Source organism: Psychrobacter fjordensis (assembly GCF_904845995.1).
Taxonomy (GTDB): Bacteria; Pseudomonadota; Gammaproteobacteria; order Pseudomonadales; family Moraxellaceae; genus Psychrobacter; species Psychrobacter fjordensis.
In genome coordinates this window covers 525,281-543,138 of sequence record NZ_CAJGYP010000002.1, presented here as the reverse complement: position 1 = coordinate 543,138, position 17,858 = coordinate 525,281, and the positions used below count along the sequence as shown (strand labels likewise).

At 42.2% G+C, this 17,858-nt stretch carries 16 protein-coding genes; 3 read left to right on the top strand and 13 right to left on the bottom strand.

The features are described from left to right. Positions 1-119: 119 nt before the first annotated feature. The gene (locus JMW61_RS10795; protein ID WP_201551165.1) at positions 120-833 is read right to left on the bottom strand and encodes a hypothetical protein; all 714 of its coding nucleotides are present in this window, start codon (positions 831-833) and stop codon (positions 120-122) included. A 114-nt stretch (positions 834-947) separates the two neighbouring features. Then, a complete protein-coding gene (locus JMW61_RS10790) occupies positions 948-1,556 on the bottom strand; it encodes a DUF1543 domain-containing protein (protein WP_201551163.1) in 609 nt (202 codons plus the stop codon). 192 nt (positions 1,557-1,748) lie between these two features. Between JMW61_RS10790 and JMW61_RS10785 the strand changes: the two genes are divergently transcribed. Next, positions 1,749-2,255, top strand: a complete 507-nt coding sequence (locus JMW61_RS10785; RefSeq protein WP_201551161.1) for a hypothetical protein — start codon at positions 1,749-1,751, stop codon at positions 2,253-2,255. A 40-nt stretch (positions 2,256-2,295) separates the two neighbouring features. Here JMW61_RS10785 and JMW61_RS10780 read toward each other — a convergent pair whose 3' ends face one another. After that, on the bottom strand, positions 2,296-3,081 hold the full coding sequence (locus JMW61_RS10780) for a metallophosphoesterase family protein (protein ID WP_201551159.1): 786 nt from the start codon (positions 3,079-3,081) through the stop codon (positions 2,296-2,298). A 143-nt stretch (positions 3,082-3,224) separates the two neighbouring features. Continuing rightward, complete coding sequence (locus tag JMW61_RS10775; RefSeq protein ID WP_110923844.1) at positions 3,225-4,646, bottom strand: SLC13 family permease; 1,422 nt, start codon at positions 4,644-4,646, stop codon at positions 3,225-3,227. Between the two features lie 450 nt (positions 4,647-5,096). Between JMW61_RS10775 and JMW61_RS10770 the strand changes: the two genes are divergently transcribed. Further along, entirely contained in the window at positions 5,097-5,261 is a 165-nt protein-coding gene (locus JMW61_RS10770) for a hypothetical protein (protein ID WP_201551157.1), read from the top strand. Positions 5,262-5,302: 41 nt separating this feature from the next. Here JMW61_RS10770 and JMW61_RS10765 read toward each other — a convergent pair whose 3' ends face one another. Further along, positions 5,303-6,001: a YoaK family protein gene (locus tag JMW61_RS10765; protein WP_110923843.1), complete on the bottom strand. Its 699-nt coding sequence runs from the start codon at positions 5,999-6,001 to the stop codon at positions 5,303-5,305. Between the two features lie 140 nt (positions 6,002-6,141). Further along, a complete protein-coding gene (locus tag JMW61_RS10760) occupies positions 6,142-6,948 on the bottom strand; it encodes an enoyl-ACP reductase FabI (protein ID WP_110923842.1) in 807 nt (268 codons plus the stop codon). A 342-nt stretch (positions 6,949-7,290) separates the two neighbouring features. On the opposite strand from JMW61_RS10760, the gene folE reads away from it, so the two are divergent. Beyond that, positions 7,291-7,887, top strand: coding sequence for a GTP cyclohydrolase I FolE (gene folE, locus JMW61_RS10755; RefSeq protein WP_227687449.1), 597 nt, complete (start codon positions 7,291-7,293; stop codon positions 7,885-7,887). A gap of 99 nt (positions 7,888-7,986) precedes the next feature. Here folE and msrB read toward each other — a convergent pair whose 3' ends face one another. From msrB to JMW61_RS10720, 7 genes are all read right to left on the bottom strand, one after another. After that, positions 7,987-9,210 (bottom strand): peptide-methionine (R)-S-oxide reductase MsrB, encoded by a 1,224-nt coding sequence (gene msrB / locus JMW61_RS10750; RefSeq protein WP_201551153.1) that lies wholly within the window; start codon positions 9,208-9,210, stop codon positions 7,987-7,989. A gap of 291 nt (positions 9,211-9,501) precedes the next feature. Next, positions 9,502-10,821, bottom strand: a complete 1,320-nt coding sequence (locus JMW61_RS10745) for an iron-containing alcohol dehydrogenase (protein WP_201551151.1) — start codon at positions 10,819-10,821, stop codon at positions 9,502-9,504. 229 nt (positions 10,822-11,050) lie between these two features. Next, entirely contained in the window at positions 11,051-12,721 is a 1,671-nt protein-coding gene (locus JMW61_RS10740) for an ABC transporter ATP-binding protein (RefSeq protein ID WP_406947842.1), read from the bottom strand. Positions 12,722-12,728: 7 nt separating this feature from the next. Continuing rightward, positions 12,729-13,760, bottom strand: coding sequence for an ABC transporter permease (locus JMW61_RS10735; protein WP_201551926.1), 1,032 nt, complete (start codon positions 13,758-13,760; stop codon positions 12,729-12,731). A gap of 50 nt (positions 13,761-13,810) precedes the next feature. After that, the gene (gene yejB / locus JMW61_RS10730; RefSeq protein ID WP_110923836.1) at positions 13,811-14,881 is read right to left on the bottom strand and encodes a microcin C ABC transporter permease YejB; all 1,071 of its coding nucleotides are present in this window, start codon (positions 14,879-14,881) and stop codon (positions 13,811-13,813) included. 58 nt (positions 14,882-14,939) lie between these two features. Next, entirely contained in the window at positions 14,940-15,719 is a 780-nt protein-coding gene (gene gloB / locus JMW61_RS10725; RefSeq protein WP_197101428.1) for a hydroxyacylglutathione hydrolase, read from the bottom strand. Positions 15,720-15,806: 87 nt separating this feature from the next. Then, the gene (locus tag JMW61_RS10720) at positions 15,807-17,639 is read right to left on the bottom strand and encodes an extracellular solute-binding protein (RefSeq protein WP_201551146.1); all 1,833 of its coding nucleotides are present in this window, start codon (positions 17,637-17,639) and stop codon (positions 15,807-15,809) included. Positions 17,640-17,858 lie beyond the last annotated feature (219 nt).

Genomic DNA, 17,858 nt, shown 5'->3' with positions numbered 1-17,858 from the left:
TCAGAATTATTGGGCATATTTACTTAGGCTATTTATTATTTAAAAGTGTTTAGATTATGGGGGTAATTTGAGTGCGATTCAAGTTGGTTCTGATGTTTGGTTGGTAACCAAAAAGGCTTTTATTGATTTTCAAAGCGCTCAGCCAAAAGAGACTCAAGCTCGTCAGTCATAGGTTTAAATTTAAAATGCTCTGGCTCCATTTGAGCAATCAAAGCATACTGATCATTTTCAATCGAGTTATTCTCACAAGAAAAATGATTCATCTCCTGACCAGTGATGGCATTAATGATATAAAAAGAGGTATCGCCGTCTTCGTACTGTGTCAAATTATAATAATTATTCGGATCCCGCATAGTGATATCAGTAGAATTGAGGTACTTCACATAATAGGCATCTTCAGTAGCTTGCTGTGCTTCTAGCTTTAAAGGGTTACCTTGTGTAGCAAAATAGTACTTGAGCATATAACCAATATCGCTATTAATCACATCCAAACGTAAATGCTCGCCGTCTTCCGTGACACATTGATATATTATAAAGAGTTCATACACACGTGGATTAGTGGTCGTGTTTTCATCTTTCACACTCTCCCATTCCATGCCCATAATAGGTGCATCTAACATGACACCTCCCTCTTCCATCAATTTATAACCTATCGGTACGTCTTGAGCATTTACTATAGATTGAGAGCTTGATAACTCACTGTTATCTTCTATAGCACTTTCAACCTCGTTACTTGATACTGCTGTAGTGTCATCAGATTTTTCTAGTTCATTCTTATTATTCCAAAACGCTACAGCCACTAGAACAATGAACAGTCCTATTCCAATGCCCATACCTGCAATAACCCACTTAAAAATCCTTTTATGAAATTTTGCAAATCTGCTCGCCCTATTTTGTTTTTGTGAATGAATTATTTATTTAGTCAGCTTGTTAATCATACTTATTAATCATAACGCCAATTTTTTCAAATTCTTGATACTCAAATAGCCAACATACTCTTTATCTGCTAAATCCTCATCTATTGCATTATCGACACCATTAATAGGTTCAATCACTAACTGAAGGTCTGATATTAGATCATTCACGTTATATATATCGTCTATATCTACCTCAAACTTATCATCAATATGTGACGCAGCATCAAAAGGAGAGCTACTGTCTTTAAAAGTAAACTGCTGATAAAAAGCACTCTGTTTTGCTTGTTTGATAGCACCTGCTTGATTGGGGGCAACGATGAGTAACTTATAATGAAATTCTTCAAAACTGCCCTGCTGGTATCCACCGAGATTAATGAAAAACAGCTTTAGGCTTTTACTATGGTCTGTTTGATTGTCAATTTTATTACTGGGCTCAACCAGTTTAATAGCATGACCATCAACGTTGGTAACCGCACGATACGAGTCAATATGCCATTTGTTCTTTACTTCTGGCCAATGGTCATTGATATCTGCGATTAACTCACTCACCTGGTTGGCCACACCAAAGAAAATATCGTGCTGTTCAATCAAGCGACCTTTGGGCCGAGCGCCCAGTTGAATCATATATAGGGTTGGCATAAATTATTGCCTTATAGGTAAAGTTATTAGGATGCACTTTGGCTTTGAACAACTGTCTTACCATTATTATCTTCAGCATATGAGCATGCTGCCAATGATAGAATACTTATGTATATTTTCAAAACTCTAGCTATCATGAGAGTTTTCTCTACATTCTTAATAAAGCGCAATCAATCATAAAGAAGACTCTAGATGAAAAAGTCGTTACCAGTGGTAAAAGTAATGTTTGCAGCAATCATGACTTTGTTAGCACTGTTTCCAATAGAGACTTTCTTTCAGAAAGAGTTAAAACTCACATTTAAGGCCACTTATCACAATATTATTAAAGTCGAGGTTAAGTACCCTGATTCGAAAAATACAATATTGGTTTACGACGTACAACATCATCCTGAAAAAATTACCGCCATAGTCAATGACATAAATAAACAAAGCTACGAGTCATGGATAAAGGTAAATGGTGGTAAAGAAGCAGGCAATATCATCGGAATTTCTTTTTATGACGACTCAAAGCAGCTAGTTACTAGCTTCTCTTTAGCTCCAGATATGCTACTGGAACGAGGAGAAAACCATAGACAGATTGGTGTCAGTGGTTTTTATAGAACTATAAATCTAAAAGACTACCTAGCATTACAAGAAGTCTGGTGCAACCCTATAAATACTAGCACTTACAACAGCTTGGTACGAAACAAACTATGCTGAATACAATGCAAAATATCAATTATTACTCTAAATAACGAGCTTACAGCACACACCCCGTTCTCAGTGCAAATGCCCAATCCTCACGACCATTCTTTGAAGCTGATTGAGCAGCAGCCTCATAATCGTAAGGCACCTTAATATGCTCTGCTTGCCAGCACCTCCCTCGCTCGGTATCAACACATCTAATGATTGCATAACTTGCATGAGGAGAATAGGTCTGCATTCTATGGACATTAGGTAATTCATCTTTATAGGCGGGATAACCAATGCTACCAGTATTGATAACTATTTGATCGGTCGATAGCTTTACCGTACGCGGGATATGGGTGTGGCCACATACGACAACCTTACTATCAATACCATTGAGCAATGCCAGAATATCTGCATCGCTACGTACTCTCGGTTGACCTGTTTCTATATTTTCTAACAGATATATCATGTCATCCGTCGGCGACCCATGACACAGATAAAAGTCTTTGCTTAAATGGCAATCAAAAGGCAAGTTTTGCATCCATTTCATTGCGGCGGCTGGCAAGTTATCGATAATAAAACCTAGCGTTGAATTACTCTCAATATCTGCCGCTGTCGCCTCGTATATCTGTCTATCTTGGTTACCAGAAATAGCAATAATATCGTCTCGATAGGTCATCAGTAGCTCATAAGTTGCTTTCGGCGCAATCGGACCATATAAAATATCACCAAGATTGACGATTTGTTCTACATTGCGCCGCTTTATGTCTGCAAGAACCGCCTCTAGAGCAAAGACATTACTATGAATGTCAGAAATTGCAGCGATGGTATTTATCTGCTGATCATCAAGGTTCATGATATTACTTACCTCTTCTCACCAATAAAGTTTTATACAAATATTAAAAAACAAATATTAAGAACCTCAAAAAGTAAAAAACCCGATGTTTAAGCATCACTTAAAACATCGGGTTTGGTTTCATTACTATATTATTTGCTAAGCTATATTAAGAAAAAATATGCCCACAGCCCCACAACAAAGGTGGCGATAATATTAAGAATGATACCGGTACGAATCATCTCTGTTTGCTTGATGAGACCTGTACCAAACACAATAGCATTCGGTGGCGTCGCAACTGGTAGCATAAAAGCACATGATGCACCAATACCAATGACCAATACCAACACTTCATGTGGCAAACCCATCTGCTCTGCAATAGCAGCAAATACTGGCACCAACAATGCGGCAGATGCTGTGTTAGAGGCAAACTCAGTTAAGAAGATAATGAACGCAGATACCGCAATCATCACCACAACCAGTGGTGCCGAAGACAACGCATTAGCGACCGTTTCACCCAGTACTAGAGATGCACCTGATACTTTCAACACTGTCGACAGCGCAATACCGCCACCGAACAGCATGAGTACACCCCAATCCGTATTGTCAGAGACTTGCTTCCAGGATACCAATCCTAAACTCACCACTGCTGCAGCCGCTGATAAAGCAATAATGGCATCCGTATCAGTGATATCTAGTGCTTCACCAATTTGTTTGGAAAATATCCAACTCAACGCAGTCACAATGAAGACAATAATCGTCACCACACGCGGTTTATTCCAAGCAATAGGCTCATCTTCTACGATCACGATTTTACGATTTAGATTAGGTTTGAGGAACACATACATCGCACCTAATAATAGTGGCAATAGCACCAACATCATAGGTATACCAAACTTCATCCAGTCAATAAAGGCGATATCCAGTGCCTTTGCTGCGATAGCATTAGGTGGCGAACCAACGATAGTACCTAAACCACCCAGACTTGCCGAGTAAGCAATACCTAGTAGGACAAATACAAACGTACCGCGATCTTTCTCACGATCGACTTGTGTCAATATACCAAGCGCTAACGGTAGCATCATCGCCGCAGTGGCCGTATTCGATATCCACATTGACAAAAATGCCGTCACGCCAAATATCAAAAACACAGCGGTGTTTAGCTTACCACCTGACATCGATAAAATCTTTAATGCGATTTTTTTGTCCAATTGCTGTACATGCAAGGCGGCTGCCAAAGCAAAACCACCAAAGAACAAATAAATCGTCGGACTAGCAAAGCTCTCTAAACCAATTTTGGCATCGAAGTCTGGTATACCAATCAGTGCACCCACGACCACGACCAATAGCGCAGTAATGGTAACGTGTACCGCTTCCGTCAACCACAACACGCCAATGAAAAACAACAAGGCTAGCCCTTTATTGGCATTGATATCGAACGGCAACACATTATAGATAATCATAGCGACAATCGCCGCAATAGCGACAACAATCAATCCTTTACCAGTACCCTTTGGAAAGGTATCGGTAAATAAATACTCATTACCATCGTTAGGTAGATGGCTGTCTAGTTTTTGCTCTGACATAAAACGTCCTTATTTCCTCAAAGACAGTGTGAAAATGCCCTACATATGAAGGCGACTATATATAGTATTCACTTTGTCATTAACCCAAAAAAATACGTGGCTATCATAGCAGATATATGACAGAAAAATTAATTGACAAATTACTTAATAAACTTATACCAGAATATTCTTTTAACCATTCTTAATGCTGACGTATTTATTCGCAATAAGTTCTATGTTAACTGTGGCGTAATTATGCCTTTTATCTGTGCGTTAGAAATAGAAATACACTATTTAAAGCCTATATAATTTCTGGTTACATATATTCACTAAACAAGTGTACACCGTATGTATACAAGAGTATAGCCGTCTCTCATACTGACAGTCGAGCCAAATAATAGTAGACATCTCAAAGCCTATCTCTATTAGAAATTTATGCTAGAAATACATAAAAATAAACAGGAGCACTTTATGACAGACGCAAATAAAACTGACTCAACCACGAAGATGGCACCGACAGATATAAATCAAGACGGTCTAGCCAAAGAAGATCAGCAACGTACCGATGACTCTGCATTAGATATGATGCGAGGTATGCACGAACATGAAAACCACAGCGAAGAAGACGATAAATAAATTAACGCTTCATGTTTAAAGCAAAAGAGAATAGGCGCTTATTATGATGATGAGCGCTTTTTATGTCTTGGCAGTCTTTTTTCTGGCAGGTGGTCTGACGCATAGTTATATATAAATGCTGCTGTCAGTACGATAGTGATAGGCACTAGTAACGCGCCATAGCCTACTTTGGCATACAAAAATGCCCCTACTACGCTACCACCGCAAAAGCAGTACCAGATAATAGCCTGAAAACCTAGTGTCGGCTTGCTGATTGAACGACCTGCTAACCAATTACCAATCGCCGCTCCCATGTCTGACGTCAATCCTGTGAGATGAGTCGTACGAATGACGGCACCACTATAAGTTGCCACCATGGCATTCTGTAATCCACACGCCATCGCAGCGGCTAACTGCCCTAAATAATCATGCTGCTGGTATAACCAATAGCTGACTACTAGCAGAAATGCTTCGAGATATAACGCACGGCCATAACGTTTACCCAGCTTTAAAGGCGCTTGTCCAATCACGAAACCACTCAAGACCGCACCCGCTAAAAAAGACAGCAGCAGCGCACCAATATACAAAATACTGTGCACATCTAAATAAGCAATCGCTGATGCAAATAAGCTCACATTACCAGTAACATGAGAGACTGATAAATTAGCAAAGCCCATTAATGCAGCAGTATTGACGCAGCCTGCACTAAACGCAAGCACTGCACCACCCCACAATATCCACTTTGGTAGTTTAGTTATCATATCTACTGCCTGAAGGCTAACTTAAAAATGGCCTCTAGTATAACCAAAAAAGGCAGCCAATTGGCTGCCTTCCTTATTTCTTAAACGCTATTTTTTAAACAATGCTATTAATTACCTAAGAATGCTCTTACTAAGTATAGTTACTTTGGTTCGTCCAGCATCATTAACTGCTCGCTGATGGCAACGGTATTAAAACCTGCATCGACAAACATAATCTCTCCAGTAATACCGGATGCCCACGGAGATAGTAAGAACAATGCAGCATTGCCTACTTCTGTCTGGGTAATGTTACGCTGTAGTGGCGCGATTTTTTCGCTGACATCGAGCATTTTACGGAATGATTTGATACCACTAGCAGCAAGCGTACGGATAGGACCTGCTGAAATCGCATTAACACGGATGCCTTCACCGCCCATAGAGGTCGCAAGATAGCGAACACTGGCTTCAAGACTGGCTTTTGCCATGCCCATGACATTGTAGTTCGGCAATACTGAGATACTACCTTCATAAGTTAGTGTCAGCATAGAGCCGTGACGCATGGCTAATAATGCACGAGCTTCTTTGGCCAATGCAACAAAGCTATAGCTTGAGATATCGTGCGCAATGTGACTGCCTTCACGAGTGGTCGCGTTGACAAAATCGCCGTCGAGCTGATCCATCGGTGCAAAACCAATTGCATGTACCACACCGTCAATACCATCACCCCAATGAGCAGTCACTTGCTCAAAGCAAGCAGCAATAGACTCGTCAGATGCTACGTCACACTCTAGTACCAAATCTGCTTCGAACTTTTCTGCAGCCATATCCACACGTTTTTTTATCTTATCGTTTGGATAAGTCAAAATTAGTGAGGCACCTTCACGGTGTAGTGCTTCTGCGATTGCCCAAGCGATAGAGAGTTTGCTTGCAATGCCCGTTACGACAAATCTTTGTCCTTGAAGTAGCATAGTGTTTCCTTTTGAATCGATCAAATTTATTGATATTAAAAAATTATTTAGAGTTGTTATATATGACAGATAGCCAGTGATAATTAAACACAAATGATAGGTGAACTATTATACACGAATTAATTTAAGTAAACAGTCGTAAACTAGATTTGCCTACAATGGCGTCTAATATTGATTAAACATTGAACTACGAACCACAGCAGTATGAAGTTAAGCAGATTTCAAGTATAATCACAGCCCTTCCCAGCTTGCACAATTTTTATAATAATCCTTTACAACCGTTGTTTGTAAACAAGGATTTAGCGTTAAGCTACACCCACATTTTGGATGGCTGCCAAACTTATGAGTAACACCCTAACAATAACATCAAATTACCAAGAGAGCGCTGAGTCTTATCGCCAATTGATCAGCTCAACTGGTGAAGACTTACACCGCCCTGGTCTTGAAGATACACCCATGCGTGCCGCAAAAGCTTTTGCCCATTTAACCCAAGGCTATCATCAGAACTTAGATGAAGTCGTCAATGATGCGCTGTTCCCATCAAGCAATCGTGAACTCGTATTGGTACAAAATATTGAGTTTTACTCATTATGCGAGCATCATATGTTGCCATTTCATGGTGTTGCACATGTCGGCTATTTACCTAACGGACAAGTCTTGGGCTTATCAAAATTTGCCCGTATCGTTGATATGTTTGCCCGTCGTTTGCAAGTTCAAGAGAACCTAAGCGAACAAATAGCACAAACTATTATGGAAGTCACTGGCTGCCGCGGCGTCGCGGTCGTGATGGATGCAGCACACATGTGCATGATGATGCGTGGTGTAGGTAAACAGCACTCCACTACACGTACGATGTCAATGTTAGGTGAGTTTGTCCATGACAATCAAGCACGTACGGAATTTTTGAGCGCGATACCTAAGCGTCAACCTGCTTTTTAGTTATTAAAATAAATAGTCATTAAATATAGAGTCATTAAATATTCATAAATAAGAAAAGGACGCATTAGCGTCCTTTTCTTTTTTTAGTTCTGTCAAAAGTTAAGAAGCAATTGGTTTTACGTCATCAATCCAATCACCGTAACCTTCTTTTTCCATATCTGCTAATGGTACAAAACGCAGTGCTGCTGAGTTCATACAGTAGCGCTTGCCTGTTGGTGCAGGGCCATCATCAAACACGTGACCGACATGCGAGTCAGCATAGCGACTACGTATCTCGGTACGAACGGAGAATATACCGCGATCTTCTTTTTCAACGACCATATCTGTGCTTAATGGACGAGTAAAGCTTGGCCAGCCTGTTCCAGACTTGTATTTATCACGAGAAGAGTACAGCGGCTCACCTGATATGACATCGACATATAAACCAGGCGCTTTGTTATCCCAATATTCATTATCAAAAGCGCGCTCAGTGCCCTCTTCCTGAGTCACCTTATACTGAATATCACTGAGTGATTTCTTTAATTCACTCTTGGCAGGTTTTACAAAGGTCTTTGAATTAAAACCAGTAGTAGCCGCTGCGGTATTTGAAGGTGTGGTTGATGTATTTACTGTCACACTACCAGCAGCTGGTTTGAACTGACTAAAGTCCAACTCATAGTTTTTACCATATACGCTCTCGATAAACTGGTAACGACCAGAGTTGAAGGTATACGCTTTATAACGAAGTGGGTTCTTTTTATAATAATCTTGATGATAATCTTCTGCCGGGTAGAAGGTGCTGGCAGGAACGATTTCTATCACCACTGGCTTGTCATAGACGCCAGAGTCTTGCAGCGCTTTTTTCGCCGCTTCTGCTGTTTGCTTTTCTTGTTGATTATTATAGAAAATAGCAGGTCGATACTGGGTTCCACGATCTACATACTGGCCGTCAGCATCGGTTGGATCAGCGATACGCCATAATGCTTGTACTATGCCATTATACGTTATTTTCGTCGGATCATAATATACTTGTGCCGCTTCAGTATGGCCGGTGCCACCTGCTGATACCTGTTTATAAGTTGGATTCTGAGTCTCACCGCCTGTATAACCTGATACCACTTCCACAACACCAGGTATCTTCTCATAACCCGCTTCTACACACCAAAAACAGCCGCCAGCGACTGTCGCCACAGCCAAATTAGGATCTGTAGGCGCATAAGGGTTGTTACCAGTGGTTGGTGGCGTGGTCTTCGCAGTATTTTCAGTGGCAGCACAGCCAACAAAGAAAGTACTGCTCGCCGCAACAACCATAGCAGCGACCTTGGTGTTTAGTTTGAGGTTCATTAGAATATCCTAAAAATAATGTTATGGAGTGAAGCTACACAGTTATCATAACCCTTGTGTGTCACTGGAATACACCTAGTTTGTTATAAAAATTTAACGTAGATTAAAAACTCTGTACTTAAACTGAACAATCATCGTCTAATATTTTTGGTTTAAGCTATTTTTTAGGTTTTTACTTTTCGAATAGCGGTTTTTTGAGTATTTATAAGCTAAACCCATACAGCGTAATAACGGAAAAAGAGCACGCTACACTGGTGGTAGCATGCTCTTTTTATACCGCATTTATATATCTTAGGCTACTTTAGTGCTTTCTGTTTTGTCATTCATACAGTGATCACTTGCCTGCTTGATCTTTATCAAGATATCTTTTATTTCAGATGCTGTGAGGTAAAGTGGTACTGCATAGGTATCACTGACTTCTTTTGCAGCGGCTTTAGCAATATTATCAAAATCACTGGTTTGTAAGCCATCAATAGTGGGATCGATATTTAAGTCTGTAATTAGCTCACGTACTTGAGCGATTAGATGATCGGTTATCGCACTGTCAATACTGTCACTTCCAGCTGCTTGATTTGTGTTTACTATGCCAGTTTTTCTAGCCAATGCTGCCAGTCTTTTTTGGCTTGCTTGACGGTTCACATCCAAAACGTAAGGCAATACAATAGCATTTGCACGACCATGAGGAATACGATAATACGCCCCTAACTGATGAGCAATCGCATGCACATAACCGAGGCCCGCTTTATTAAAGGCGATACCACCATAATGAGCAGCCACACCCACCGCTTCTCTTGCTTTCAGGTCGCCACCGTCCTTATAAACTATGGGTAAGTAATGCATAACAGACTTGACCGCAGAGGCCGCATAATAGTCGGTCTCTACACTAGCGTTCACACTCATCCATGCCTCTAATGCATGTGTCAGTACATCGATACCCGTATCAGCGGTAATATGAGCTGGCATGCCTTTCATAATAACCGGATCAATCGCGGCTGCCAATGGCACCATTCTAGGATCAATAGAAAGTGCTTTTTGATGCGTCTTGTCATCAGACACTACCGCACCGAGCGTGGCTTCCGAGCCAGTACCAGCCGTCGTAGGCACACAGTACAATGGGATGGCTGGTTTTCTTGCTTTGAGAATACCAATGAGTTGCTTAGGTTCGCAGTGATTACCCTGCGAAATCGCCATCATTTTGGCAGCATCAATGACCGAACCGCCACCGATGGCGATGATTGCATCGCACTTTGCTGCTATAGACTGGCTTAGACCTTCTTCGATTACCGTAAAAGTAGGATCTGGTGTAACACCATCGTAGACATGATAGCTGATATTTTTTTCTTCTAAATATTCAGTGACTTTCGCAGGTATACCAAGCTTATTTAATACCGCATCAGTGACAATAAATACGTTGGTGCTTCCTTCGTTGATGAGCATATCGCACAGCTCATGACAAGCAGACTCACCGACGAACAGCATTGGTCTTCTGATAGGTATCACATAAGAGACAGCTTTAAGCACTTTGGCACGAGTCTTAGCAACGGCGACATACCCTGCATGTTGCAATCCAGTGCTACCTACTAATTTAGAAATACTATTTTGCTTCTTCATGGGTAAACAGTCCTTTTTAATCATACCAAAATAGTAATAACAACCATTTTAATCAGCGACTAAAAGTCACTATTAAAGTAATAACATATCTATAACGTCAAAGCGTGCCTGAATATTTATGCTGAAAAAACGTTGCTCTATCCTTAGTTTATCACTGCCATCTATATGATATCGCTATTAATATGAACTGCTACAGTCAATTCCATTTAGGTAAGATGTGTTGTCACAACTAAGTGCTACTCGCCTGTAGCAAACGCCTAACATACGGATGTTGCGGATTATGAAAAATATCTTCAGTACTCCCTGACTCTACACACGCACCGTCTTTTAATACCATAATTTTTTGACATAGCGCCCGCACGACTTTTAGGTCATGGCTGATAAATACATAGCTGATTTGCAGTTTTTGTTGAATCTCACGTAGCAGGTTAACAACTGTCACCTGCGTGGTACTGTCGAGCGCGGAAGTCGGTTCATCCAATATTAATAGACTTGGCTGCATGATAAGCGCGCGTGCGAGTGCCACGCGTTGTCGCTGACCACCAGACAACTCATGCGGATAGCGCTGCGAAAACTCAGTTGGTAGATGTACAGTAGCCAAACTATCAATGACCGCCTGCTGACGAGTGGCCTTATCGACACCTTGGACGAGCAACCCTTCTTCAACGATTTGCATCACTGTCATACGAGGATTGATACTGGCAAATGGGTCTTGAAACACCATCTGAATCTGCGAGCGAAAAGTGCGCAGTTCACGTTTCGATAATGCCGCAATATCTTGCCCATTGACAACTATCTGTCCGTCAACACGCGCCGTGTTACCAAGTAACTGACTTAAAGCAAGCGCTGTCGTCGTTTTGCCAGAGCCGGACTCACCCACGATACCCAATGCCTGTCCTTTATGCAGCGTTATATCTAAACCTTTAACTGCTTCAAACCAACGCTTGGTACCGCCAAATAGACTTTTTTCCATTGGGAACTGTACTTGTAGCGTGTTTACTTGCAGTACCGTTGACTGCTCATTTTCATTTTTATTGTCAGTTGAGATAGTCAACGCTTGGCCAAAATCCTGCTGGATAAGCGTGCGGGTGTATTCCGCTTTAGGCTGATTAAATACAGCGGCCGTTTGTCCTTGTTCAATCGTCTTTCCTTGGCGCATAACGATGACATCATCACTATAACGTCTGACCAAGTTGAGATCATGACTGATAAGCACCATCGCCATATTATGCTGACGCTTTAGATCATCTAACAGCTCAAGAATCTCATGTTGCAACGTTACATCGAGTGCCGTCGTCGGCTCATCAGCGATTAAAATATCGGGCTGCTGTGCCAATGCCATCGCAATCATGACGCGCTGACGCTGACCACCTGATAGCTCATGCGGATAGCGATTCAGCTTATCAGCAGGGTCGGTAATATTGACATCATCTAACAAGGCGATACTTTGTTCGCGCCATTGCTTTTTAGGAATACCACTTAGGCGCAGTGACTCAGTAATTTGTTTAGCGACCGTATGTAGAGGGTTAAGCGCCGTCATGGGTTCTTGAAATACCATACCAATACGCTGTCCACGCACAGCACGTAATGCCGTGTTCCGCCCTTTTCCATTAGCTATCGGTAAGGTTGTCATACCTGCTGAATCTGCCAGCTGCACCTTGCCCGTAATAGTTAAGCTATCTGGTAATAATCCCAATAGCGCGAGACTGGCTATTGATTTACCAGAACCTGACTCACCAACGATAGCTAGGGTTTGCCCTTGCGTCAGCTCATAAGACAACTCATCCACCAAAGGCACGCCCCCATCGGTATGAATACTGAGCTTATCTACCGACAGTATGACTGTGTTTGTTGCCTGACCATCATTTTCATTTAATCTATTATTTTTATCAGTCATCATTGTCATATTAAGAGCGCCTCGGATCAAATGCATCACGCAGCGCTTCGCCAACGAAGATGAGTAGCGATAAAATAAAGGTCAAACTGAAGAACCCAGATAAGGCCAGCCACGGTGCATCCAGGTTATTTTTGCCTTGTACCATCAGCTCACCAAGTGATGGTGAACCCGGCGGTAAACCGTACCCTAAGAAGTCTAGTGCCGTTAAGGCAATAATATTCGCCGTTAAAATAAAGGGCAATTGAGATAAACTTGAGGCCAAAGCATTCGGCAAAATATGTCTCAGCATAATCTGACTGTCCGACACACCAAGATTGCGAGCAGCTCGGACATAATCAAAGTTACGCGCGCGCAAAAACTCTGCCCGTACCAAACCCACCAGACCCATCCAGCCAAACAATAACATCAAGGCAAACAGCATGGTGATACTCGGACTGAATAAACTGACCAGAATAATAATCATAAACAGCTGAGGCATCCCGCCCCACACTTCCATAAAACGCTGCCCAATCAAGTCTACCCAGCCACCGTAATAGCCTTGGATGGCACCAACGATAATACCAATCAATGCGCCTGCAAGTGTCAATGCCAAGCCAAACAATAAAGACACTCGCAGCCCATAAAGTATGCGCGCCAGTACATCACGGCCCAAGTCATCCGTACCAAGCCAGTTTTGGGCGTTAGGTGCCGCTGGATAAGGAATGCCTAGCTCTACGTTGGGTGTCTGATCAGCAAATGGAATCGGCGGCATAATATAAAAGCCCTGCTCATCAATCAATGCTTGCACCGCAGGATCTTTGTAATTGGTTTCGGTTTCAAACACACCACCAAAAGTCGTTTCAGGATAAGCCTTTATAACAGGAAAGTAATAGTCACCTTGATACTGCACCAGTAGCGGTTTGTCATTGGCAATCACATTGGCTGCCATACAAATGGTAAATATCAGCGCAAAAACAAATAGCGAGATAACACCAAGGCGATTTTGGCGAAAACGGTTTAGGCGTGCCTGCCAGATAGGATTTAGCCGACGTTTTTTTGGCATAGAAACAGTAGAGTCAGATGAGGGCATTGAAGGTGATGGATGACTTGACATTAGCGCCCCTCAAAATCAATACGGGGATCAATCAGGTGATAACTTAAATCGCTGATTAATTGTAATAACAATCCCACCAAGGTAAAGATAAATAACGTACCAAAGATTACTGGATAATCGCGCTGTTGAATGGCTTCAAATCCGAGCAAGCCTAAACCATCTAATTTAAAGATAATCTCAATCAGAAAATTACCAGCAAAGAAAATACCAACGATAGCGGCTGGAATACCAGCGATAATGATTAACATAGCATTACGGAAAACATGCCCGTATAACACTTGCCGCTCTCCTAAACCTTTGGCACGAGCAGTAAGTACATACTGCTTACCTAATTCTTCTAAAAAGCTAAATTTGGTCAAATAGGTCAAGCCAGCAAACCCACCGACCGTACTTGCTAAGAGTGGCAACGCCAAATGCCAAAAATAGTCTTTCACCTTGCCAAGGGCGCTTAGTTGGTCAAAGTTCTCAGAGGTTAGCCCTTGTAGTGGAAAGATATTCCAATAACTGCCACCCGCAAAGAACACCAGTAGTATGACGGCGAATACAAAGACAGGTATCGCATGACCGATAGCAAGCAGCATAGCCGTTGCTTTATCAATCCCAGAGCCATGATGCATGGCTTTATAGACCCCGAGTGGAATCGCTATCATATAAATTAGCAGGGTACTCCATAGCCCAAGCGAGATTGATACTGGTAGCTTTTCTACAATGAGATCGGTCACTGTCTGACCTTTAAAAAATGACTCACCGAAATCTAGCTGGGCATAATTTTTTAGCATCAGCCAAAAGCGCTCGGGGGCCGATTTATCAAAACCGTATTGCGCATTAATCGCTGCCACCATCTCTTCAGATAGACCACGCGTACCCTGATACGTGCTGTTATTGCTGCCTGCACTGCCTGCGCCAATATTACCAGCTAACGCATTGTCTTTTGCGCCTTGTTCAATAAGCGCCAGCTGCTGCTCAACAGGGCCGCCGGGGGCTGCTTGCACAATGACAAAGTTTGCGAGTAATATCAAAAATAGCGTCGGTAATATCAACAGTAATCTTTTTAAGATATAACGACCCATAACAGCAGCTTCCTAACATAACAAACATGACGATAGAGAAAACGAGCGGTGAACGCAGTTAGAAGTTATTTTTTAACTCACGTAAAGCAGCAAATACGGTCAAAGACTTATCATCGTTGATGCTCATTTTAGCCTTCACACCTGCTATCACACTGGGCTCTTGTGTACGTAAGAATACATTTACCATACGCTCATGCTCTAGGGTCACAGGTAATGTCGGCATACCTTGTGCGGTTTGCGCTTCTGCTTGTGCCAATGCTTGCTGCATTGCCTCATTGGCAGGCTCAATCGATAGCCCAAAATGTAAGTTGCTGGCCGTATATTCATGTGCAGGATACAGTAGCGTCTCAGCTGCTAGACCATTCAAACGCTTAAAGCTGTCATGCAATTGCTCGATTGTTCCGGTAAATACACGTCCGCACCCTGCACTAAATAGCGTGTCACCACAGAAGCAATGCTTGCGCCCATCGATATCCAAGATATAAGCCACATGACTGGCGGTATGACCAGACACATCCCAAACTTGTGCGGAGCAGCCCCATGCACTTACCGTACTGCCATCTTTGATGGTTTGATCTTCATCAACATTATGCTCAGTATGCGCCACTAGGTGCGTCATCGGATAAGACTCTTGTAGCGCTGCGACGCCGCCGATGTGATCATGATGATGATGCGTGGTCCAAATAGACGTTAGCTCTAGATTGTTTTCTTCTAAGTAAGCAATGACAGGTTCAGCCTGACCTGGATCAATGACAATCGCTTGCTTATTATTTTCATTAATCAATGTCCAGATATAATTGTCATTGAATGCTTTAATCGGGTGAATACGAATACTCATGGTAAATCCTTACGAATAGTTATCTTTGTTACTTAATTTTTATCAAACGTTTTTGTGAAACGCTTTAACATTCAAAATTGTTGATTTTTACTTTTTTAAATAGGTATTAATACGAGCTTCTGCTGCCTTGTCCGTCCACCAGTAGTCGATACCAACGGCATTGGTAGGCAGTTTTTCAGTATGGCGGTATTGATTCCAGTAGGCGACATTGGTACCCGACTTTCCATATAGTGGCACTAAATAATGACCAGCACGTAATAAGCGGTCCAGCACTTGGGTATATAACACAATCTCTTCACGGTTCTTAGCGCGGCCCAACTTGTCTATGACATCGTCGATTGCCACGTTTTTAATACCAGCTGTATTTCTATTACCTGCTTGGTCAGCTGCCGCGCCACCCCAAAAGCTGGCCTGTTCAGCGCCAGGTGATAAACTCTGCGCAAATACATCCACCACCATATCATAATCAAAATTGCGCATACGCTCATAATATTGTGGACCATCCACTTGGCGCAAAGTCGTGTCAAACCCTAAACGCTTCAAGTTGCGAATATAGGGCAACAATACTCGCCCCATGGTCTCACCCGTCATCAAAATCTCAATTTGAGCAAGCTGTCCATCAGGTTGATACAGCTTCATATCCTCATAATAGAAACCCGCATCTAGCAATAGCCGCCTTGCCTCTAATAGCCCTTGACGATTAAAACCGCTACCATCAGTAGTAGGCAACTGCCATTCTGCCAATACCGCCTGACGTTGTATGGGTTCAAGTTTGGATAACAAAGGGGTAAGCACTTGCATCTCAGCAGTAGATGGCGTATCCGTGGCAGCAAGCTCTGAGCCATGAAAGAAGCTCTGTAAGCGCTCATATTGCCCATGAAATAAGGTTTTATTCATCCATTCAAAGTCGTAAGCCGCCGTCAATGCCTGACGAACACGAATATCTTGAAAGATTGGCCGACGCATATTCATCACCAGACCTTGCATCGGTACTGGATTTTGACTGCTTATCGTCTCTTTGTTAATCAGCTCCGCTTTTACCGCAGGGAAATTATAACCGGTTGCCCAGTTAGATGCCTTGTTCTCAGGACGAAATCGATATTGACCAGATTTAAACCCTTCAAACGCAATCTCATCACTCTGATAATACACAAACTTAATCATATCAAAGTTATAACGACCGCGATTGACCATCAAATCACGTCCCCAATAGTTGGCATCGCGTATATAGCTGACCGCTCGCCCTGCATCTACACGTCCGAGCTTATAAGGACCACTGCCCATCAATGGCGTTAGACTAATCTTCTCAAAATCAGCATCGATAGAAGATTTGGCAAAGATAGGAAACTGCCCAACCGTTAACAAAATTTCTTTATTCTCATCAGACGCAAAGACAAATTTCACTCGTTGCTCATCCAGAACTTGAACGTCTTTAATATCACCCAAATAACTGCGAATATACATCGGCCCTTTGTTCAATATCGCATCATAAGTGGCTTTAACATCATCGCTAGTGACTGGCGACCCATCCCAAAATCGGGCAGCAGGATTGATATGATAAACAATCCAACTGGTATCGTCAGGATCATACGTCACCTTGCTTGCCAGCTGCGGATACATCGTAAAGGCTTCATTTAATGAGCCAGTCATCAAGGTATCATACAGATAGTCGGTACCAGCCATTGCTACACCAGTGGTCATCCATTTATTGGCAGCATTAAAAGTGCCACGCGCATCGAGCGAGAGCGTGCCGCCTGTCGGTGCATTTGGATTGGCATAAGGCATAAATGGTGCGTCAATATAGTTGGTAGGACTATTATGACCAAGCGCAGTCGTGGTGATTGGCGCTGCGATACTGACAGGTATACAGCTCACTGCGGCAATTAGCATTATGGCTTTTAGCATGGTGTTTTTTATCATAATAAAGTTATAACAAGCCCTTTTGCCAAACTGATGAATATATTTAGAATTTAACTAGGGTCTGTTGAACATTCAAATGTGGTGCTGGCAGTAACTATTTTTTAGGTAATATGCAGTGAAATTTTTGACACCTAGTCATTCTAGGTTAAACAATTTCGCCATATATTGGCAAAAAACAGTACTGCCCTGAAAGGCTGATGCTAAAATCACCCCAAACGT